This is a genomic window from Pseudomonas sp. A-RE-19, from assembly GCF_019956555.1.
GTDB lineage: Bacteria > Pseudomonadota > Gammaproteobacteria > Pseudomonadales > Pseudomonadaceae > Aquipseudomonas.
Genome location: NZ_JAHBDQ010000007.1, coordinates 141,554 through 161,839 on the forward strand (window position 1 = coordinate 141,554; position 20,286 = coordinate 161,839).

16 protein-coding genes are annotated in these 20,286 nt (G+C 59.9%); 5 read left to right on the top strand and 11 right to left on the bottom strand.

The features are described from left to right. From KGB14_RS05980 to ppsA, 5 genes are all read right to left on the bottom strand, one after another. The gene (locus KGB14_RS05980; protein WP_008006975.1) at positions 1 to 249 is read right to left on the bottom strand and encodes a hypothetical protein; all 249 of its coding nucleotides are present in this window, start codon (positions 247 to 249) and stop codon (positions 1 to 3) included. Between the two features lie 63 nt (positions 250 to 312). Continuing rightward, positions 313 to 1,308, bottom strand: coding sequence for a zinc transporter ZntB (locus KGB14_RS05985; RefSeq protein WP_223484707.1), 996 nt, complete (start codon positions 1,306 to 1,308; stop codon positions 313 to 315). A 25-nt stretch (positions 1,309 to 1,333) separates the two neighbouring features. Further along, on the bottom strand, positions 1,334 to 1,825 hold the full coding sequence (gene rraA / locus KGB14_RS05990) for a ribonuclease E activity regulator RraA (RefSeq protein WP_223484709.1): 492 nt from the start codon (positions 1,823 to 1,825) through the stop codon (positions 1,334 to 1,336). Positions 1,826 to 1,999: 174 nt separating this feature from the next. Next, a complete protein-coding gene (locus KGB14_RS05995; RefSeq protein ID WP_223484711.1) occupies positions 2,000 to 2,989 on the bottom strand; it encodes an alpha/beta fold hydrolase in 990 nt (329 codons plus the stop codon). 239 nt (positions 2,990 to 3,228) lie between these two features. After that, positions 3,229 to 5,604: a phosphoenolpyruvate synthase gene (ppsA, locus tag KGB14_RS06000; RefSeq protein ID WP_223484713.1), complete on the bottom strand. Its 2,376-nt coding sequence runs from the start codon at positions 5,602 to 5,604 to the stop codon at positions 3,229 to 3,231. Positions 5,605 to 5,778: 174 nt separating this feature from the next. On the opposite strand from ppsA, the gene KGB14_RS06005 reads away from it, so the two are divergent. Next, positions 5,779 to 6,597 (top strand): pyruvate, water dikinase regulatory protein, encoded by an 819-nt coding sequence (locus KGB14_RS06005; protein WP_223484715.1) that lies wholly within the window; start codon positions 5,779 to 5,781, stop codon positions 6,595 to 6,597. Positions 6,598 to 6,733: 136 nt separating this feature from the next. On the opposite strand, the gene prpD is transcribed toward KGB14_RS06005, so the two are convergent. The 6 genes from prpD to KGB14_RS06035 all read right to left on the bottom strand — a co-directional run bounded on the left by prpD (position 6,734) and on the right by KGB14_RS06035 (position 15,366). Then, positions 6,734 to 8,218 carry a 2-methylcitrate dehydratase gene (gene prpD, locus KGB14_RS06010; protein ID WP_223484725.1) on the bottom strand — a complete coding sequence of 495 codons (1,485 nt, stop codon included), beginning with the start codon at positions 8,216 to 8,218 and terminating at the stop codon, positions 6,734 to 6,736. A gap of 213 nt (positions 8,219 to 8,431) precedes the next feature. Further along, positions 8,432 to 9,634 carry a 2-methylaconitate cis-trans isomerase PrpF gene (gene prpF, locus KGB14_RS06015; RefSeq protein WP_223484727.1) on the bottom strand — a complete coding sequence of 401 codons (1,203 nt, stop codon included), beginning with the start codon at positions 9,632 to 9,634 and terminating at the stop codon, positions 8,432 to 8,434. Between the two features lie 52 nt (positions 9,635 to 9,686). Beyond that, positions 9,687 to 12,284, bottom strand: a complete 2,598-nt coding sequence (acnD, locus tag KGB14_RS06020; protein WP_223484729.1) for a Fe/S-dependent 2-methylisocitrate dehydratase AcnD — start codon at positions 12,282 to 12,284, stop codon at positions 9,687 to 9,689. 206 nt (positions 12,285 to 12,490) lie between these two features. After that, positions 12,491 to 13,618 (bottom strand): 2-methylcitrate synthase, encoded by a 1,128-nt coding sequence (gene prpC / locus KGB14_RS06025; protein ID WP_223484731.1) that lies wholly within the window; start codon positions 13,616 to 13,618, stop codon positions 12,491 to 12,493. A 138-nt stretch (positions 13,619 to 13,756) separates the two neighbouring features. After that, positions 13,757 to 14,647, bottom strand: coding sequence for a methylisocitrate lyase (prpB, locus tag KGB14_RS06030; protein WP_223484733.1), 891 nt, complete (start codon positions 14,645 to 14,647; stop codon positions 13,757 to 13,759). After that, positions 14,644 to 15,366: a GntR family transcriptional regulator gene (locus KGB14_RS06035; RefSeq protein ID WP_411740774.1), complete on the bottom strand. Its 723-nt coding sequence runs from the start codon at positions 15,364 to 15,366 to the stop codon at positions 14,644 to 14,646. Before KGB14_RS06035 ends, prpB begins: the two co-directional genes overlap by 4 nt. 298 nt (positions 15,367 to 15,664) lie before the next feature. Here KGB14_RS06035 and KGB14_RS06040 point away from each other — a divergent pair, with 298 nt between their 5' ends. The 4 genes from KGB14_RS06040 (at position 15,665) to pabB (ending at position 20,220) form a co-directional block, all read left to right on the top strand. Further along, positions 15,665 to 16,201, top strand: a complete 537-nt coding sequence (locus KGB14_RS06040; RefSeq protein WP_223484735.1) for an ATP-dependent zinc protease — start codon at positions 15,665 to 15,667, stop codon at positions 16,199 to 16,201. 5 nt (positions 16,202 to 16,206) lie between these two features. After that, entirely contained in the window at positions 16,207 to 17,742 is a 1,536-nt protein-coding gene (locus KGB14_RS06045) for an inactive transglutaminase family protein (RefSeq protein WP_223484737.1), read from the top strand. Beyond that, positions 17,742 to 18,728 (top strand): alpha-L-glutamate ligase-like protein, encoded by a 987-nt coding sequence (locus KGB14_RS06050; protein WP_223484739.1) that lies wholly within the window; start codon positions 17,742 to 17,744, stop codon positions 18,726 to 18,728. Before KGB14_RS06045 ends, KGB14_RS06050 begins: the two co-directional genes overlap by 1 nt. A 154-nt stretch (positions 18,729 to 18,882) precedes the next feature. Then, on the top strand, positions 18,883 to 20,220 hold the full coding sequence (pabB, locus tag KGB14_RS06055) for an aminodeoxychorismate synthase component I (RefSeq protein WP_223484741.1): 1,338 nt from the start codon (positions 18,883 to 18,885) through the stop codon (positions 20,218 to 20,220). Positions 20,221 to 20,286 lie beyond the last annotated feature (66 nt).

The window sequence follows — 20,286 nt, forward strand, 5'->3', positions numbered from 1 at the left end:
TCAATCAGCCTTATCAGCAGTGCGAGCGGTAGGTTTACGCAGACGGGAAACCGGCGAGACATGGGCCGATCCATTATTCAGAGCGATCATCAGCGCGGGCAGCCAACGGCCCAGCAGGCTGAACAGGTCGCCGGCACCCACCTGGCGGTTGGCGGTTTTCAGCACGCGACCCAGGCAGGCATCGTCGTCACGGCTGGACGGCGAAGCTTTGAGCATGTCACGCAAAGACTGTTCAAACGGATCGTGCATACGCACCTCTCGTGATATCTGTGAAAGACGCGATCAAATTTGGTCGGGTCACATGACTCATCATCAGAACCAGCGCAAACGTCGGAATAGCCACCACTGCGCCAACGCTACCGAGCTTGCCAGCAAGCAGGCGATCAGGAAGCCATAAGGGTTGGTGGAGAACGGAATGCCGCCGACGTTGATACCCAAAAGACCGGTCAGAAAACTCATCGGCAAAAAGATCCCGGTGATGATCCCGAAGCGATACATCGTGCGGTTCATGCGCACGGTCAGACGTCGGTCTTCGGCCTCCAGGACCAGCCCCACGCGCTCCCGGGTCAATTCCAGTTCCTCGAGATAACGGGTCAGGCTGTTGTTCAATTCGTTCCAATAGTCGCCATCGTCTTCCACGAACCATGGCAGTTTTATCCGCGTCAGCTGACCAAAAATATCCCGTTGCGGCGCCAGAAAACGCTTGAGTGCGGCCGCCCTGCGACGGATCTGCAAAACGGCTCCATGCTCCGGTGTGTACCGTTCGTCGGAATCCAGCCTTTCTTCTTCCTCATCAACGATTTCCGAGAGGCAGCTGACCAGATCCTGCACCTTGTGGGTGAGGTATTGCGCCATATAAAGGATCAGTTCGGAAGCGGATCTCGGCCCTTTGCCTTCGGCCAGCTGCACCAGCAACTCATCGGTGGCGCGCAACGGTCGCAGGCGCAAGGAAATCACCCGCTGGGCCGAACCGAAGATTCGCACCGAGACCATGTCTTCCGGCTCGGCACCTGGATTGAGGTTGATCCCGCGCAGAAACAGCAACAGCTCGAAGTCTGGCAGCGGTAGAAGACGCGGTCGGGTGTTCTCTTCCAGCAACAAGTCGCAACTGAATTCACTCAAACCGCTGGATTTGCGCAGCCATGTCTGGGTTTGCGGGTGACTGCGATCCCAATGCAGCCACAGGCTTTCATGGGCCTGCAGCTGCAAATCATCGAGTTCAGTCCGGGCTATCGAACGCGCGCCGCCTTTACCGTCCAGCACCAGGGCATGCACCAGCCCCCACTGCGCGTTTTCTTCCTCGAACATCCTCACCCCTTTAATGAAACACGCTTTATTCAGGCATCTTCAGCGGGCTAGGCGAGATGATCACGCCATTGTTGTCCGCATAAACGTAGTGACCCGGGTGGAAGGTCACGCCTGCAAAGGTCACGGCAACGTTGAGGTCGCCGAGGCCGCGCCTGTCGGTTTTCATCGGATGACTGGCCAGGGCTTGAACCCCCAGATCGGTTTGCGCAATGACGTCGACGTCGCGGATGCAACCGTAAATCACCAGCCCTTCCCAACCGTTGTTCGCGGCTTTTTCGGCCAGCAGGTCGCCCAACAGCGCGCGACGCAGGGAACCGCCACCGTCGACCACCAGCACTTTACCGTTGCCCTTGAGCTCGACTTGCTCCTTGACCCGCGAGTTGTCTTCGAAACATTTGACGGTCACGATTTCGCCGCCGAAAGAATCACGGCCACCGAAATTACTGAACATCGGTTCCAGCACCTGCACCAGCTCCGGGTAGGCGTCGCACAGATCAGGCGTGAGGTAATGGTTCATCGAGAAACTCCTGTGAAGAGGAAGACAATCGAGTTGGCAGCATACGCGGGCCAAGACTGAACGACTGCAAACGCACCGATCGAATCTGCCACCAAAAGTGACCAGAACAGTTCAATGCGTCATATCTTAGCCGCAAGCCAATCAGAGCGAAATGCCCTTGTCAGAGCATCAGACTCAAACTGCCGCGGCCAAATCCGGCTTTCCACCCAGCAAAGGCGTCTGTTGATCCGCCAGCCAACGCGCCACCAACGGCCAGACTTCCGTCTGTGCAGCCTTGCTGACAAGCATTTCCACATGACCGAAATTATCGCCAAAGCCCTGCTCGCGGCCAAGGGTAATGAATTGTTTGTGCTCGGAGCCGACCTGATCGAACAGCTTGCGGCAGGCCCAGGTCGGGTCCTGATGATCGCCCGCGGCACTCACCGCCAACACTGGCAACTGAACCTCGGCCAAACCCGCCCACCAGTCCTTGTCGGCATCGCCAAAACGGCCGAACAGTCCATACCAGCGCATGCTTTCCAGGGCCAGACCAATCGGCTCGTCCTCCGGGCCACGTTTGAGCCGTGAACCCGACAGCTGGGCAAAACGCTTGAGAATGAAGCGCCCGCTCCACTCCACCGGTGGAAACTTCAACGGCCAGTAGGTGCGGCTGACCTGTGTGCCGAAAAACGCCGCAGAAGCCACGGCGGGCTCACCCAGGTACTGACCGCCCAATGCCGCGGCCAGGGTAATGCCGCCCAGCGAATGGCCGATCCAGTGCGGAATCTGGCCGCTTTGCTCGCGCGCGAATGCACCAATGGCTGGCAAATCGTAGCGCGCATAGTCGGCGACGCGGTTCTTGCGATAATCCTGGTTGCGTTGGGACAGGCCGTGACCGCGCATTTCCGGAATCCACACATCGAACCCCAGGCGCGTCAGATAAGCGCCCAGGCCCAAACCTTTGGGAGAGAACCAGAAACGCCGATTGGAAAAGCTGCCATGCAACAGAATCACCGGCACGCCACGCACCGCCGGCTCATCGGCCAGGCCCAAACGCGTCACAGCCAGTTCGACGGTGCCGTCGGGGCTGTTGCCGGGTTTTAAACGATAGACGTCTTCGCTCAGATCACCGCGCCGCTCGGCGCTGATCAGGGCGACAGGAAATAGGTTGCTGCTGCTTTGCATAATGCTCTTGCACAAAAAAGGGCGGCATCCAGATGGAGCCCGCCCAAGTGTCCCATCTCGGCAATGACTGTTCAATTTTGCCGGCATGCTGCGTTGCAGCTCCTCGCCATAGCTGGCTATGACTCGTCGCTGCGCCTTGCCTGCCAACAAAATCCACACATCAAATTTGAACGCATTACCGAGATGGGACACAGAATCCTAAAGAGGCCGGTCACCGACAGGCCTCTTCACTCAACACATCAGGCCGAAGCCTGACCTTCAGCCAGGAAGAACCAGGTTTCCAGTACGGAATCGGGGTTCAGCGAAACGCTTTCGATGCCCTGCTCCATCAGCCACTTGGCCAGATCCGGGTGGTCCGAAGGGCCCTGACCGCAGATGCCGATGTACTTGCCAGCTTTGTTGCACGCCTGAATAGCATTGGCCAGCAGCTTCTTGACCGCAGGATTTCGCTCGTCGAACAGGTGCGCGATGATCCCGGAGTCACGGTCCAGGCCCAGGGTGAGCTGGGTCAGGTCGTTGGAGCCGATGGAGAAGCCGTCGAAGAACTCGAGGAATTCTTCAGCCAGGATCGCGTTGGACGGCAGTTCGCACATCATGATCACGCGCAGACCGTTGTCGCCACGGGCCAGACCGTTTTCGGCCAGCAAATCGACCACCTGGCTCGCTTCGCCCAGGGTACGGACGAACGGCACCATGATTTCAACGTTGGTCAGGCCCATCTCGTTGCGCACGCGCTTGAGGGCGCGGCATTCGAGTTCGAAGCAGTCACGGAACGATTCGCTGATGTAACGCGAAGCGCCGCGGAAGCCCAGCATCGGGTTTTCTTCTTCCGGCTCGTAGAGTTTGCCGCCGATCAGGTTCGCGTATTCGTTGGACTTGAAGTCCGACAGACGCACGATGACCTTTTTCGGCCAGAACGCTGCGGCCAGGGTGCTGATGCCTTCGACCAGTTTCTCGACATAGAAGCCGACCGGGTCGTTGTAACCGGCAATACGCTTGTCGACGCTGTCCTTGATTTCTTGCGGCAGGCCGTCGTAGTTCAACAGCGCTTTAGGGTGAACACCGATCATGCGGTTGATGATGAATTCCAGACGGGCCAGGCCCACACCGGCGTTCGGCAATTGCGCGAAGTCGAAGGCACGGTCCGGGTTGCCAACGTTCATCATGATCTTGAACGGCAGATCCGGCATGGCATCCACGGAGTTTTTCTTGATGTCGAAGCCCAGTTCGCCTTCGAAGATGTAACCGGTGTCGCCTTCAGCGCAGGACACGGTCACGCCCTGGCCGTCTTGCAACAGCTGAGTGGCGTTGCCGCAACCGACCACGGCCGGAATACCCAGTTCGCGGGCGATGATCGCCGCGTGGCAGGTACGCCCGCCACGGTTGGTGACGATGGCGCTCGCGCGCTTCATGACCGGTTCCCAATCCGGGTCGGTCATGTCGGAAACCAGAACGTCGCCCGGCTGGACTTTGTCCATCTCGGACACGTCCTTGATGATCCGCACCTTGCCCGCGCCGATGCGCTGGCCGATGGCACGACCTTCCACCAGCACGGTGCCGGTTTCCTTCAGCAGGTAACGTTCCATCACGTTGGCCTGGGTGCGGCTTTTCACGGTTTCCGGACGGGCCTGCACGATGTACAGCTTGCCGTCGTCGCCGTCTTTGGCCCATTCGATGTCCATCGGGCACTTGTAATGCTTCTCGATGATCATCGCTTGCTTGGCCAGCTCGCTGACTTCGGCGTCGCTCAGACAGAAACGTGCACGATCGGCCTTGTCCACGTCGATGGTTTTGACCGATTTACCGGCCGTGGCCACTTCGCCGTAAATCATCTTGATGGCTTTGCTGCCCAGGTTGCGACGCAGGATGGCCGGACGACCGGCTTCCAGTGTGCCCTTGTGGACATAGAATTCATCCGGGTTCACCGCGCCTTGTACGACGGTTTCACCCAGGCCATAGGCGCCGGTGATGAACACCACGTCACGGAAGCCCGATTCGGTATCGAGGGTGAACATTACCCCCGCAGTGCCGGTTTCGGAGCGAACCATGCGCTGCACGCCGGCCGACAGGGCTACCAGCTTGTGGTCGAAGCCCTGGTGGACGCGGTAGGAAATGGCGCGGTCGTTGAACAGGGAAGCGAACACCTCTTTGGCGGCGCGAATAACGTTTTCGACACCACGGATGTTCAGGAAGGTTTCCTGCTGGCCGGCGAAGGAAGCGTCCGGCAAGTCTTCGGCGGTGGCGGAAGAGCGCACGGCCACGGCCATGTCAGGGTTGCCGGCCGACAGTGTGGCGAACGCGGTACGGATCTCGGCGTTAAGTTTTTCGGGGAATTCGGCTTCCATGATCCATTGGCGGATCTGGGCACCGGTTTTGGCCAGGGCGTTGACATCATCGACATCCAGCGCGTCGAGCGCGGCGTGGATCTGGTCGTTCAGACCGCTCAGTTCCAGGAAATCACGATATGCCTGAGCCGTCGTGGCGAAGCCACCGGGCACCGATACACCGGCACCTGCAAGGTTACTGATCATCTCGCCCAGGGATGCGTTCTTGCCCCCCACATGCTCTACATCATGGACGCCGAGCTTATCGAGGGAAACTACGTACTCTACCAAGGTGATCTCTCCACTAACTGTGTTGGAAAAGCTCAGAAGCCGGCGACTCAGGGGAGCATTTGCCGGCTGTATGGCCTGGACCTGGAAAATAAGTGAGAATGCGGGCCACTGGCGGCCGGCAAATCGCGCCTATCATATCCAAGAATCGTCACTAGCTTAAGGCCCAAGGTGCAAATGAAACGATCTGCTTTCTTTATCTCCGATGGCACCGGCATTACCGCCGAAACGCTCGGTCAGAGCCTGCTGGCGCAGTTCGAAAACATTACCTTCAGCAAACTCACGCGGCCGTACATCGACAACGCGGATAAAGCGCGGGCCATGGTACAACAAATCAACAAAGCCGCCGAAAACGATGGTTTTCGTCCGATTATTTTCGACACCATTGTCAATCAGGACATTCGTGAGATTCTCGCAACGTCAAATGGTTTCATGATCGACATTTTCTCGACCTTCCTGGCCCCACTGGAACAGGAACTGACCGAGCATTCTTCCTACACCGTCGGCAAATCCCACTCCATCGGTGGCAACTCCAATTACATGGAGCGCATCGAGGCGGTGAACTTCGCCCTCGACAACGACGATGGCGCCCGCACGCATTATTACGACAAGGCCGACCTGATCCTAGTGGGCGTGTCGCGTTGTGGTAAGACGCCGACGTGCCTGTACATGGCCATGCAATTCGGCATCCGCGCCGCCAATTACCCGCTGACCGAAGACGACATGGAACGCCTGCAACTGCCGACCGCCCTGCGCGCCCATCACCACAAGCTGTTCGGCCTGACCATCGACCCGGACCGCCTCACCGCGATCCGCAATGAACGCAAGCCCAACAGCCGCTATTCGAGCTACGCGCAGTGCGAATTCGAAGTGCGCGAGGTGGAGAATCTGTTTCGCCGCGAGAACATTGCCCACATCAATTCCACGCATTTCTCCGTGGAAGAGATCTCTGCGAAGATTTTAGTGGAGAAAGGTGTGGAGCGACGGTTCAAGTAGATCTCCGGCGCCAGCTCCACCGCCATCGCGAGCAGGCTCGCTCCCACATTTTGAATGGTGTCGCACACAGATAATGTGTCCGCTGAGATCCAATGTGGGAGCGAGCCTGCTCGCGATTGAACGATGACGCGGTCTCCTAGATCACAAACAAATCCACAAACCGGTTCACTGCGGTCGCTTCAAGCGCTGCCTGATCCTTGCACAACGCAATAATCTCGGCACTGCGCTGAGCCGTGAAGCGTGTCGCCAGGTTCGCCTTGAACTTGTCCTCCAACAACGGAATGCCATCGGCGCGACGACGGCGGTGGCCGATCGGGTACTCCACCACCACGTTCTCGGTGCTGGAGCCGTCCTTGAAGAACACTTGCACCGCATTGGCGATGGAACGCTTGTCGGCTTCCAGGTATTCACGGGTATAGCGCGGCTCTTCGACGATGACCATTTTTTCGCGCAGCACATCGATAATCGGATGGGCGGCGTGGAAGTCGTCTTCGTATTGCTCCGCCACCAGATTGCCGAACGCCAGTGGTACGGCCGTCATGTACTGAATGCAGTGATCGCGGTCAGCGGCATTGGCCAATGGACCGACCTTGGAAATGATGCGGATCGCCGATTCGTGGGTGGTGATGACAATCCTGTCGATCTCATGCAGACGATTCCTGATCAATGGATGCAGGGTAACGGCCGCTTCGCAGGCCGTTTGCGCGTGAAACTCGGCGGGAAAGCTGATCTTGAACAGCACGTTTTCCATCACGTAGCTGCCGAACGGGCGAGAGAAGCTGAAGGCGCGTTTGTCTTCAGGCTTGAGCGCCAGGTCATTGTTGGTGTGGCTGAACAGTACGTCGTAGAACCCCCACTGTTTGGCCGTCAGTACGCCGGGGATGCCCATTTCACCGCGCATCGCAATGTCCGCCAGACGCACACCTCGGCTGGACGCATCCCCTGCCGCCCAGGATTTGCGTGACCCGGCATTCGGCGCATGCCGGTACGTGCGCAACGACTGGCCGTCGGCAAAGGCATGGGATAACGCCGACAGCAGTTGCTCGCGATTGGCGCCCATCAGCTTGGCGGTGACGGCGGTCGAGGCGACTTTGACCAGGATGACGTGATCGAGGCCGACGCGATTGAAGGAATTTTCCAGCGCAATCACGCCCTGAATCTCATGCGCCATGATCATGGCGTCCAGCACCGCGCGAATGGTCAGCGGTGCGTCGCCATTGGCCAGGCGTTTTTGCGACCGGTGGTCGGCCACCGCGAGAATGGCGCCGAGGTTATCGGATGGATGACCCCATTCAGCGGCGAGCCAGGTGTCGTTGTAATCGAGCCAGCGGACGATGCAACCGATGTCCCATGCGGCCTTGACCGGATCGAGACGATAACTGGTTCCAGGCACGCGGGCACCGAAGGGAACGACCGTGCCTTCGACGATGGGCCCCAGGTGTTTGGTGCATTCAGGAAAACGCAGGGCCAGCAGACCGCAGCCGAGGGTGTCCATCAGGCAGTTGCGCGCGGTATCCAGCGCTTCTGAAGATTCGATTTTGAAATTGAGGACGTAGTCGGCGATGTCCTGCAGGACCGTGTCGTAGTCGGGGCGGTTGTTCAGGTCGACGTTGGCGCTCATGTTCGATTCACTCGGTCAGTGGTTCGTTGATGGGACCTCGGTTCAGGATCAATCTTAGTTGGTGACGCCATTCTTGTTATTGAAATGCAATTAACTGTGGGAGAGAGCCTGCTCGCGATGGCGGTGTGACTGGCAACATAGATGTTGAATGTTATGGCCTCATCGCGAGCAGGCTCGCTCCCACAGGGTTTTGTGTATATGTCTGGATTGGGGTTAGAAAGAATCCCCCGGCACACGGACGTAACCTTCCATCAACACCCGCGCACTGCGGCTCATGATGGCTTTTTTCACGGTCCATTCACCGTTCACCTGGCTGGCCTCTGCGCCCACGCGCAAGGTGCCGGACGGATGACCGAAGCGTACCGCGTTGCGCTCGATGCCGCCCGCCGCCAGGTTGACCAACGTGCCGGAAATCGCCGCCGCCGTGCCGATGGCCACTGCTGCCGTGCCCATCATCGCGTGGTGCAGCTTGCCCATGGACAGCGCGCGCACCAGCAAATCGACGTCGGTCGCCGCAATCGCCTTGCCGCTGGACGCAATGTAATCCGCCGGTTTGGCGACGAACGCCACCTTCGGCGTGTGCTGACGCTTGGCGGCCTCGTCCAGATGCTCAATCAGCCCCATGCGCAGCGCGCCGTATGCGCGAATGGTTTCGAACATCGCCAGGGCCTCCAGGTCGCCGTTGATCGCGCCCTGCAACTCGGTGCCGGTGTAGCCGATGTCTTCGGCGTTGATGAAAATGGTCGGAATGCCGGCGTTGATCAGGGTTGCCTTGAGCGTACCGACGCCCGGCACTTCGAGGTCATCTACCAGATTGCCGGTGGGGAACATCGAACCACCGGCGCCCTCTTCTTCCGCCGCCGGGTCCATGAATTCGAGCTGCACTTCGGCCGCCGGGAAGGTCACGCCATCGAGTTCGAAATCGCCGGTTTCCTGCACCTCACCATTCGTGATCGGCACATGGGCGATGATGGTCTTGCCGATGTTGGCCTGCCACACGCGTACCACCGCCACGCCGTTGTGCGGAATGCGGCTGGCGTCCACCAGGCCATTGCTGATGGCAAACGAGCCGACCGCCGCCGACAGGTTGCCGCAGTTGCCACTCCAGTCGACGAAAGGCTTGTCGATGGAGACCTGACCGAACAGGTAATCGACATCGTGATCGGCCTTGATGCTTTTTGACAGAATCACGGTTTTGCTGGTGCTGGACGTCGCACCGCCCATGCCGTCGATTTGCTTCTCGTACGGGTCGGGGCTGCCGATCACTCGCAGCAATAACGCATCGCGAGCCGGCCCTGGAATTTGTGCCGCTTCGGGCAAGTCTTGCAGGCTGAAGAACACGCCTTTGCTGGTGCCGCCACGCATGTAGGTGGCGGGGATCTTGATCTGCGGTGCAATTTGAGATGCGTGAGCCATATTGATCCTTATCGGCCAGCGCGGGACTCAAGATCCCGCGCGGCTCGTCGTGTTAAACGGCAACCGCCGATTCTTCGAGGAAGTCCTGAGCGAAACGCTGCAACACGCCGCCGGCCTCGTAGATCGACACTTCTTCAGCGGTGTCGAGGCGGCAGGTCACCGGCACTTCGACGCGTTCGCCATTTTTGCGGTTGATCACCAGCGTCAACGTCGCACGCGGGGTGCGGTCGCCAATCACGTCGTAGGTTTCGCTACCGTCGATGGCCAGGGTGTGGCGATCGGTGCCCGGTTTGAATTCCAGCGGCAACACGCCCATGCCCACCAGGTTGGTGCGGTGGATGCGCTCGAAACCTTCGGCGGCAATCGCTTCCACACCCGCCAGACGCACGCCTTTGGCTGCCCAGTCGCGGGAGGAACCCTGACCGTAGTCGGCGCCGGCGATGATGATCAGCGGCTGCTTGCGGTCCATATAGGTTTCGATGGCTTCCCACATGCGCATGACCTGGCCTTCCGGCTCGACCCGCGCCAGAGAGCCCTGCTTGACCTTGCCGTTTTCCTGAACCATTTCGTTGAACAGTTTCGGGTTGGCGAAGGTCGCGCGCTGCGCGGTGAGATGGTCACCCCTATGAGTCGCGTAGGAGTTGAAGTCTTCTTCCGGCAGGCCCATTTTCGCCAGGTATTCGCCAGCAGCGCTGTCGAGCATGATCGCGTTGGAAGGCGACAGGTGATCGGTGGTGATGTTGTCCGGCAGCACCGCGAGCGGACGCATGCCCTTGAGCGGACGAGCGCCAGCCAGCGCGCCTTCCCAGTACGGCGGACGGCGGATGTAGGTGCTCATCTCGCGCCAGTCGTACAGCGGCGTGACCTTCGGGCCGGTGTCTTCGTGAATGGCGAACATCGGGATGTACACCTGGCGGAACTGCTCCGGTTTGACCGACGCTTTCACCACTGCGTCGATTTCTTCGTCGCTCGGCCAGATGTCTTTCAGGCGGATTTCCTTGCCGTTCGCGTCCAGGCCCAGCACATCTTTTTCGATGTCGAAACGGATGGTCCCGGCGATGGCGTAAGCCACCACCAATGGCGGCGAAGCGAGGAACGCGTTTTTGGCGTACGGGTGAATCCGCCCGTCGAAGTTACGGTTACCGGACAACACCGCAGTGGCATACAGATCGCGGTCGATGATTTCCTGCTGGATCACCGGGTCCAGCGCGCCGGACATGCCGTTGCACGTGGTGCAGGCGAAGGCCACGACGCCGAAGCCGAGTTGCTCCAGCTCTTTGGTCAGCCCGGCTTCATCCAGATACAGCGCCACGGTTTTCGAACCCGGCGCCAGCGAGGATTTGACCCACGGCTTGCGGGTCAGCCCGAGCTTGTTGGCGTTGCGCGCCAGCAGGCCTGCGGCAATGACGTTGCGCGGGTTGCTGGTGTTGGTGCAACTGGTGATGGCGGCGATGATCACCGCGCCGTCCGGCATCTGGCCGGGCACGTCGTCCCACTGACCAGAGATGCCTTGGGCCGCGAGATCGGACGTGGCGACACGGGCGTGCGGGTTGCTCGGCCCTGCCATGTTGCGCACCACCGAAGACAGGTCGAAGCTCAGCCCACGCTCGTATTGCGCACCTTTCAGACTGTCGGCCCAAAGGCCGGTCTGCTTGGCGTAATTCTCCACAAGCTGCACTTGCTCGTCTTCACGGCCGGTGAGTTTCAGGTAGTCGATGGTTTGTTGGTCGATGTAGAACATCGCCGCCGTGGCACCGTATTCCGGGGCCATGTTGGAGATGGTCGCACGGTCGCCCAGGGTCAGTGCGGAAGCCCCTTCACCGAAAAATTCCAGCCATGCGCCGACGACTTTTTGTTTGCGCAGGAACTCGGTCAGCGCCAACACCATGTCGGTGGCGGTGATGCCCGGTTGCAGCTTGCCAGTGAGCTCGACGCCGACGCTTTCCGGCAGGCGCATCCACGAGGCGCGGCCGAGCATCACGCTCTCGGCTTCCAGGCCACCGACGCCAATGGCGATCACACCCAGCGCATCGACGTGCGGGGTGTGGCTGTCGGTACCGACGCAGGTATCGGGGAAGGCCACGCCGTCGCGCACCTGAATCACCGGCGACATTTTCTCCAGGTTGATCTGGTGCATGATCCCGTTGCCCGGCGGAATCACGTCGACGTTCTTGAACGCCTTTTTGGTCCAGTTGATGAAGTGGAAACGGTCTTCGTTGCGACGGTCTTCAATGGCGCGGTTTTTCTCGAACGCCTCGGGATCGAAGCCGCCGCGCTCAACGGCCAGCGAGTGGTCGACGATCAGTTGCGTCGGCACCACCGGGTTCACTTGCGCCGGGTCACCGCCTTGCAGGGCGATGGCATCGCGCAGGCCGGCGAGGTCCACCAGGGCGGTCTGGCCGAGGATGTCGTGGCACACCACGCGGGCCGGGAACCATGGAAAGTCGAGGTCGCGTTTGCGCTCGATGAATTGCTTGAGCGATTCGGTGAGCGTGGCCGGATCGCAGCGACGCACGAGGTTTTCCGCCAGCACGCGGGAGGTGTACGGTAGGGTGTCGTAGGCGCCGGGCGCAATGGCCTCGACCGCCGCACGGACGTCGAAATAATCCAGGTGGCTGCCGGGCAGCGGTTTGCGGAATTCTGTGTTCATCGTCAGGACTCGGTCACGGTGGTTTCAAAGGGTGGGTGCCTGGCGCAGCTCCCGAAGTGAACACGGACAAATGTGGGAGCGGGCTTGCTCGCGATAGCGATATATCAGTCGACATAGATGTTGAATGTCAGTCCGTCATCGCGAGCAGGCTCGCTCCCACAGGGTTTCCGGTTCCTTCAGTACCTCGCGCCAGTGCCCTTCCCCGGTCAGCGTTGTTCGATTGGCACGAACTTGCGCTGTTCGACGCCGACGTACTCGGCGCTCGGGCGGATGATGCGGTTGTTGGCGCGTTGTTCGAACACATGCGCCGCCCAGCCGGTCAGGCGCGAGCAGACGAAGATCGGTGTGAACAACTTGGTCGGAATGCCCATGAAGTGGTACGTCGACGCGTGGTAGAAGTCGGCGTTCGGGAACAGTTTCTTCTGTTCCCACATGGTTGCGTCGATGGCTTCGGAAACCGGGAACAGCACGGTGTCACCTACCTCGTCAGAGAGTTTTTTCGACCAGGCCTTGATCACCTCGTTGCGCGGATCGTTGTCTTTATAGATCGCGTGGCCGAAGCCCATGATCTTGTCCTTGCGCGCCAGCATGCCGAGGGTGCCCTCGACCGCCTCTTGCGGCGATGAAAAGCGCTCGATCATTTCCATCGCTGCTTCGTTGGCGCCGCCGTGCAGCGGGCCGCGCAAGGAGCCGATGGCCGCCGTGATGCAGGAAAACAGATCGGACAAGGTCGATGCACACACCCGGGCGGTGAAGGTCGACGCGTTGAACTCGTGTTCCGCATAGAGGATCAGCGAAACGTTCATCACCTTGACGTGCAATTCGCTCGGTTTCTTGTCGTGCAACAGGTGCAGGAAATGGCCGCCGATGCAGGCTTCGTCGGTCACGCAATTGATGCGTTTGCCGTCGTGGCTGAAGCGATACCAGTAGCACATGATCGCCGGGAACGCGGCCAGCAGGCGGTCGGTTTTGTCGTGTTGCTCGGAGAAGTCCTTCTCCGGCTCGATGTTGCCCAGGAACGAGCAACCGGTGCGCATCACGTCCATCGGATGGGCGTCGGCGGGGATGCGCTCCAGCACTTCTTTGAGCGCTTGCGGCAGGTCGCGCAGCTTGCTCAGTTTCTGGGTGTAGGCCGCCAGTTGCGCCTTGGTCGGTAGCTCGCCGTACAGCAGCAGGTAAGCCACTTCTTCGAATTGTGCGTCAGCCGCCAGTTCGCGAACGTCATAGCCGCGATAGGTCAGGCCTGCGCCCGACTGACCCACGGTGGACAGTGCGGTTTGCCCGGCAACCTGGCCACGGAGCCCGGCGCCACTGAGTACTTTTGCTTCGGCCATTGCTGTCTCCAGTTTTCTTGAATTTGTCAGGGAAACTTGTAGGAGCGAAGCTTGCTCGCGAACGCGGTGTCTCAGACGACATTGATGTTGAATGTCAGTCCGTCTTCGCGAGCAAGCTTCGCTCCTACAGGGCTTTCATTATTTCTTCGCCGCAAACAACGCATCGAGCTTCTGCTCGAAGGTGTGGTAGTCGATGCGATCGTAAAGCTCCATGCGCGTTTGCATGGTGTCGATAACGTTCTGTTGCGTGCCGTCGCGACGGATCGCGGTGTAGACGTTTTCCGCGGCCTTGTTCATCGCGCGGAAGGCCGACAGCGGGTACAGCACCAGCGACACGTCAGCGGCGGCGAGCTGCTCGGTGGTGTACAGCGGCGTCGCGCCGAATTCGGTGATGTTGGCCAGGATCGGCGCTTTCACGCGGCTGGCGAACAGCTTGTACATCTCAAGTTCGGTGATGGCTTCCGGGAAGATCATGTCGGCGCCAGCCTCGATGCACGCGGCGGCGCGATCCAGTGCAGACTCCAGACCTTCCACCGCCAGGGCGTCGGTGCGGGCCATGATCACAAAGCTGTCGTCGGTGCGGGCATCGACGGCCGCTTTGATGCGGTCGACCATTTCCTGCAGGGAAACGATTTCCTTATTAGGACGGTGACCGCAACGCTTGGCGCCGACCTGGTCTTCAATGTGAATCGCCGCCGCGCCGAACTTGATCATCGACTTGACGGTACGGGCGACGTTGAACGCCGAAGAGCCGAAACCGGTGTCCACGTCCACCAGCAGCGGCAGGTCGCAGACATCAGTGATACGGCGCACGTCGGTCAGCACGTCATCCAGGCCGGTAATCCCCAGGTCCGGTACACCAAGGGAGCCGGCAGCCACCCCGCCACCAGACAGATAGATCGCCTTGAAACCGGCGCGCTTGGCCAGCAGTGCGTGGTTGGCGTTGATCGCGCCGACCACTTGCAGCGGATGCTCGCTGGCGACCGCATCGCGGAAACGCTGGCCTGGAGTGCTCTTGTTGGAACTCATGACTCACCTCGTTCAGTGGCTGTCGGGTTAGCGCCGTCCTGGTAGTGACGGGCGATATTGCGTTTGGAGGCGCCGATGTGACGGCGCATCAACAACTCGGCCAATTCACCGTCACGGTCGGCGATGGCGTCGAGAATCCGGTGATGCTCGGCAAACGCCTGGCGCGGCCGATTGGGCGTGGTGGAAAACTGGATGCGGTACATGCGCACCAGCTGATAGAGCTCGCCACAGAGCATCTGGGTCAGGGTGCGGTTGCCGCTGCCCTGGATGATCCGGTAATGAAAGTCGAAATCGCCTTCCTGCTGGTAGTAACCTTTACCTGCCTGAAACGCCGCATCGCGCTCGTGGGTTTCGAGCACGCGGCGCAGTTCGTCGATTTCTTCGACCGTCATGCGCTCGGCCGCCAGACGGCACGCCATGCCTTCCAGGGATTCGCGAATTTCGTAGAGTTCCAGCAGCTCGGCGTGGCTCAGCGACACCACTCGCGCCCCGACGTGCGGCACGCGAACCAGCAGGCGCTGGCCTTCCAGACGGTGAATTGCCTCACGCAACGGCCCGCGGCTGATGCCATAGGTGCGCGCCAGCTCCGGCTCGGAGATCTTGCTGCCCGGGGCGATCTCGCCCTTGACGATGGCCGCCTGAATACGTCGGAAGACGTTTTCGGAAAGTGTTTCCGAATCGTCCTGAACCGTGACCGGGGGATCGAGTTGATCCAGCATATTGTCGACACCTTGAAAACCAATGCCGCAAAAACTAGCGAATAAGGCCGGTTACGTCAAAGGATAAATCGATATTGTCGACAATCGTCTAATAACCCGACTGCACCATTAGGAAGCAGCACCTCAAGTTATAGCCGTCGGCCAGCGCTGGCGCCATCAACCCACCGTGCTAGAATGCCGCCCGCATTTGCTTGTCATCTGCATTGCCTGTCATACAAAGCAGATAGGCATCCGAGGGAGCTTGTGCAGCAATGCCAGGGCCTTGAATTGAAGAACGGACCGCTGCGCATCAGGATTTATGAGACTCAAGCCCTTCACCACGCTCCTCTGTCTTTTTGGTTTGCCAGGTTTCGCCGCGGCAGGGGAAAAGACTGTGTACGGCCTCAATGAGTACGCTTCGCTGGATGGCATCAATCTGGAAGTCGCCGCCAAACTCGACACCGGGGCGAAAACCGCTTCGCTGAGTGCCCGCGACATCAAACGTTTCAAACGCAATGGCGAATCCTGGGTGCGCTTCTATCTGGCCATCGACGCCGCGCATTCGCACCCGATCGAACGACCGCTGGCCCGCGTCAGCAAGATCAAGCGCCGGGCCGGCGACTACGACCCGGAAGAAGGCAAGAAGTACACCGCCCGTCCGGTCATCGAGCTGGATATCTGCATGGGTTCGGCGTTACGCGGCATCGAAGTGAACCTGACCGACCGCAGTGCCTTCCAATACCCGCTCTTGATCGGCTCCGAGGCACTCAAACGTTTCGATGCGCTGGTCGACCCCAGTCTTAAATACGCTGCTGGCAAACCCGCCTGCGCCACCGACGCACATACCGCAGAGTAATTCCAATGCGCTCTCTTACCCTCCATCTGAAATTGCTGATCGCCATCCTGGTGGTGCTGGGCATTTCAGTTACGGCCTATCAGATTTTCGTACTCGGTATACCGGTGACCGAAGACGCCACCGACGACTTGTGGAACATCGACGCCAAGGTCGAGTTCGTCGCCAACGCCAAAGACCCAATCAAGATCCAGATGTTCGTGCCACCGCTGAGCCGCGATTACGTGAGCCTCAACGAGAGTTTCATTTCCAACAATTACGGCGTGGCGGTGAACCGGGTCGACGGCAACCGCAAAGTCACCTGGTCGGCGCGTCGGGCCAAGGGCAACCAGACCCTTTATTACCGTCTGGTGCTGACCAAGCGCTACAGCGGCGAAAAATCCAAGGTCAAAGGCCCGACCTTCCGCGACAGCATCGCCGTCGAAGGCCCGGAAAAAATCGCCGCAGAAGCCCTGCTTGCGCCGATTCGCCAGCATTCTGCCGACGTCGAAACGTTCATCGGCGAAGCCATCAAGCGCGTCAACAACCTCAACGACGACAACGTCAAACTGCTGCTGGGCGGCGATCCGTCCACCGCGAACAAAGCCAGAATCGTCGAACTGGTACTGTCCATCGCCCATGTGCCGGTGGAAAAGGTCCACACCATTCGTCTGGTGGCCGATCAGCCGCAAATGCCTGAACTCTGGTTGCGCAGCTTCAACGGCACCGACTGGCTGTACTTCAACCCGGAAACCGGTGAACAAGGCCTGCCCACCGACCGCTTGTTGTGGTGGACCGGTGACGAAAACCTGATCACCGTCGATGGCGGCAAAAAAGCCAACGTCACTTTCAGCCTGAACAACAGCGAAATGAACGCCATTCGCCTGGCCAAGCTGACCGACGAAAACTCCGACGCCAACTTCCTCGACTACTCGTTGTACGGCCTGCCGCTGCAAACCCAGCAAACCTTCATGATCATGGTGATGATCCCGATCGGCGTGCTGGTGATCCTGATCCTGCGCAACCTGATCGGCATTCAGACACTCGGCACCTTTACCCCGGTGCTGATCGCCCTCGCCTTCCGGGAAACCCAACTCGGTTTCGGCATCGTGCTGTTTACGATCATCACGGCGCTGGGGCTGTCGCTGCGCTCCTACCTTGAACATTTGAAGCTGCAAATGTTGCCCAGGCTCTCGGTGGTGCTGACCTTCGTGGTGGTGCTGATCGCGGCTATCAGCCTGTTCAGCCACAAACTCGGCCTGGAACGCGGGTTGTCGGTGGCGCTGTTCCCGATGGTGATTCTGACCATGACCATCGAACGCCTGTCGATCACCTGGGAAGAGCGCGGTGGCGGCCACGCGATGAAAGTCGCGATCGGCACACTGTTCGCAGCCTCCCTGGCACACCTGATCATGAGCGTGCCGGAGCTGGTGTACTTCGTGTTCACCTTCCCGGCGGTCCTGCTGATCCTGGTGGGTTTCATGCTGGCCATGGGTCGCTATCGCGGTTACCGCCTGACCGAACTGATGCGTTTCAAGGCGTTCCTGAAAAAGGTTGACGCCTGATGTTCGGTTTCTGGAAGACCTGGAAAGCCCTGGAGGCCCGGGGCATCATGGGGATCAATCGGCGCAACGCGGACTACGTGCTCAAGTACAACAAGCGCAGCCTGTACCCGATTGTCGATGACAAGATCATCACCAAGGAACGCGCCATCGCCGCCGGCATTCACGTGCCGGAGCTGTACGGCGTGATCTCCACCGAGAAGGAAATCGACAACCTCAGCGAGATCATCGGCGGGCGTACCGACTTCGTGATCAAGCCGGCCCAGGGCGCCGGCGGTGACGGCATCATTGTGATTGCCGACCGCTTCGAGGGCCGCTATCGCACGGTGTCGGGCAAGATCATCAGCCATGAGGAAATCGAGCACCATATTTCCAGCATCCTCACCGGCCTGTATTCCCTGGGCGGTCACCGTGACCGCGCACTGATCGAATACCGCGTGACCCCGGACCAGATTTTCAAAAGCATCAGCTATGAAGGCGTGCCGGACATTCGCATCATCGTGCTGATGGGCTATCCGGTGATGGCCATGTTGCGCCTGCCGACCCGCCAGTCCGGCGGCAAGGCCAACCTGCACCAGGGCGCCATCGGCGTCGGCGTAGACCTGGCGACCGGCCTGACGTTGCGAGGCACCTGGCTGAACAACATCATCAACAAACACCCTGACACCACCAACGCGGTGGACGGCGTGCAACTGCCCTACTGGGACGGTTTCATGAAACTCGCGGCCGGCTGTTATGAGCTGTGCGGGCTGGGTTATATCGGTGTCGACATGGTGCTCGACCAGGAAAAAGGGCCGCTGATTCTTGAGCTTAACGCCCGGCCCGGGTTGAACATTCAGATTGCCAACGATTGCGGATTGACCTTGCGCACCCACGCGGTCGAAGCGCGCCTGGAAGAATTGAAGGCACGCGGGATGACCGAAACGGCGCAGGAACGCGTGGAGTTCGTTCAGGAAATGTTTGGGCATATTCCAACGGTTGAGGGTTGATCCGGGACCGAGGCTTGCCCGCGAAGGCTGACTCACAGTCACAAAAGCTTTCAACCCTGGCACCAACGGTTCAATCCCCGACATCCCCTCTAGGAGCAAATCCTGCAGAGGACTACAATCGCTCCCCCGCCTCGATGGCTGATCTGCCCCGCCCATGTTGACCTGTTCCGTACACCCGCTGCCCTATCGCGCCAACCCCGCCGAATACTTCGCGGCGATTCGTCATGCCCCCGGCGCCGTGCTGCTCGACAGCGGCCGGCCGAGCGCCGGGCGTGGGCGTTATGACCTGCTCAGCGCCTGGCCGCTTGAACAATTGGCCGTATTACCGGATGAAAGCGGCAGCCACTTCCTGCAACGTCTTCGCGACAACCTGACGCGACTCGGAGAAGCCACTGTTCCTGTCGACCTGCCTTTCGCCGGTGGCCTGATCGGTTATCTGAGCTATGACTTCGGCCGGCATCTGGAAAACCTGCCGAGCCAGGCGCGGGACGATCTGCAATTGCCCGATGCACGTTTCGGGCTGTATGGCTGGGCGCTGATCACCGACCACCAGTTGAATACCAGTCAATTGGTGTTTCACCCGACGCTGATCGACAGCGAACGACAGCGGCTGATCGAACTGTTCACGCAACCTGCACCTCAGACAATCGAGCCTTTCAAACTGGACGGCCCGATGGGAGCCGACTTGAGCTGCGACGAGTATCGGCAGGCTTTCGAACGCATTCAGCAGTACATCCAGGCCGGCGACTGCTATCAGGTCAACTTCGCCCAGCGCTTTCGCGCGCAATGCCAGGGCGACCCATGGGCCGCGTATTGCGCGCTGCGGGCGGCGTGCCCGACACCGTTTTCCGGCTTCCAGAGCCTGCCCGACGGCGGTGCCGTGTTGAGCCTTTCCCCGGAGCGTTTCGTCAAAGTCAGCGAGCGACACGTCGAAACCCGCCCGATCAAAGGCACTCGCCCCCGCGGCCTGACCGCTGCCGAAGATGCCGCGAACGCCGCCGAACTGCTGGCCAGCCCCAAGGATCGCGCAGAGAACCTGATGATCGTCGACCTGCTGCGCAATGACCTCGGCCGCACCTGCCGCATCGGCTCGGTGCGGGTGCCGGAGCTGTTCAGCCTGGAAAGCTATCCGAACGTGCATCACCTGGTGAGCAGCGTCACCGGTGAGCTGGCGGATGACAAGGATGCACTGGATCTGATCGCCGGCAGCTTCCCCGGTGGCTCGATTACCGGCGCACCGAAGATTCGCGCGATGCAGATCATTGATGAGCTGGAACCGACCCGTCGTGGGTTGTACTGCGGTTCATTGCTGTACCTGGACGTGCGCGGGGAGATGGACAGCTCCATCGCCATCCGCAGTTTGCTGGTAAAGGATGGGCAGGTGTGCTGCTGGGGTGGCGGCGGAATCGTCGCGGACTCCGAGTGGCAGGCCGAGTATCAGGAATCGATTACCAAGGTGAAGGTGTTGCTCGACACCTTGCAGGGCCTATAACCATCCCCTGTAGGAGCTGCCGCAGGCTGCGATCTTTTGACTTTGCGTTTAAAACAAGATCAAAAG

Excerpts from the sequence above, each read along its gene's own strand:
- KGB14_RS05980 (WP_008006975.1), bottom strand. The coding sequence starts at position 249 with ATGCACGATCCGTTTGAACAGTCTTTGCGTGACATGCTCAAAGCTTCG.
- KGB14_RS05985 (WP_223484707.1), bottom strand. The coding sequence starts at position 1,308 with ATGTTCGAGGAAGAAAACGCGCAGTGGGGGCTGGTGCATGCCCTGGTG.
- rraA (WP_223484709.1), bottom strand. The coding sequence starts at position 1,825 with ATGAACCATTACCTCACGCCTGATCTGTGCGACGCCTACCCGGAGCTG.
- KGB14_RS05995 (WP_223484711.1), bottom strand. The coding sequence starts at position 2,989 with ATGCAAAGCAGCAGCAACCTATTTCCTGTCGCCCTGATCAGCGCCGAG.
- KGB14_RS06005 (WP_223484715.1), top strand. The coding sequence starts at position 5,779 with ATGAAACGATCTGCTTTCTTTATCTCCGATGGCACCGGCATTACCGCC.
- prpD (WP_223484725.1), bottom strand. The coding sequence starts at position 8,218 with ATGAGCGCCAACGTCGACCTGAACAACCGCCCCGACTACGACACGGTC.
- prpF (WP_223484727.1), bottom strand. The coding sequence starts at position 9,634 with ATGGCTCACGCATCTCAAATTGCACCGCAGATCAAGATCCCCGCCACC.
- acnD (WP_223484729.1), bottom strand. The coding sequence starts at position 12,284 with ATGAACACAGAATTCCGCAAACCGCTGCCCGGCAGCCACCTGGATTAT.
- prpC (WP_223484731.1), bottom strand. The coding sequence starts at position 13,618 with ATGGCCGAAGCAAAAGTACTCAGTGGCGCCGGGCTCCGTGGCCAGGTT.
- prpB (WP_223484733.1), bottom strand. The coding sequence starts at position 14,647 with ATGAGTTCCAACAAGAGCACTCCAGGCCAGCGTTTCCGCGATGCGGTC.
- KGB14_RS06035 (WP_411740774.1), bottom strand. The coding sequence starts at position 15,366 with ATGCTGGATCAACTCGATCCCCCGGTCACGGTTCAGGACGATTCGGAA.
- KGB14_RS06040 (WP_223484735.1), top strand. The coding sequence starts at position 15,665 with ATGAGACTCAAGCCCTTCACCACGCTCCTCTGTCTTTTTGGTTTGCCA.
- KGB14_RS06045 (WP_223484737.1), top strand. The coding sequence starts at position 16,207 with ATGCGCTCTCTTACCCTCCATCTGAAATTGCTGATCGCCATCCTGGTG.
- KGB14_RS06050 (WP_223484739.1), top strand. The coding sequence starts at position 17,742 with ATGTTCGGTTTCTGGAAGACCTGGAAAGCCCTGGAGGCCCGGGGCATC.
- pabB (WP_223484741.1), top strand. The coding sequence starts at position 18,883 with ATGTTGACCTGTTCCGTACACCCGCTGCCCTATCGCGCCAACCCCGCC.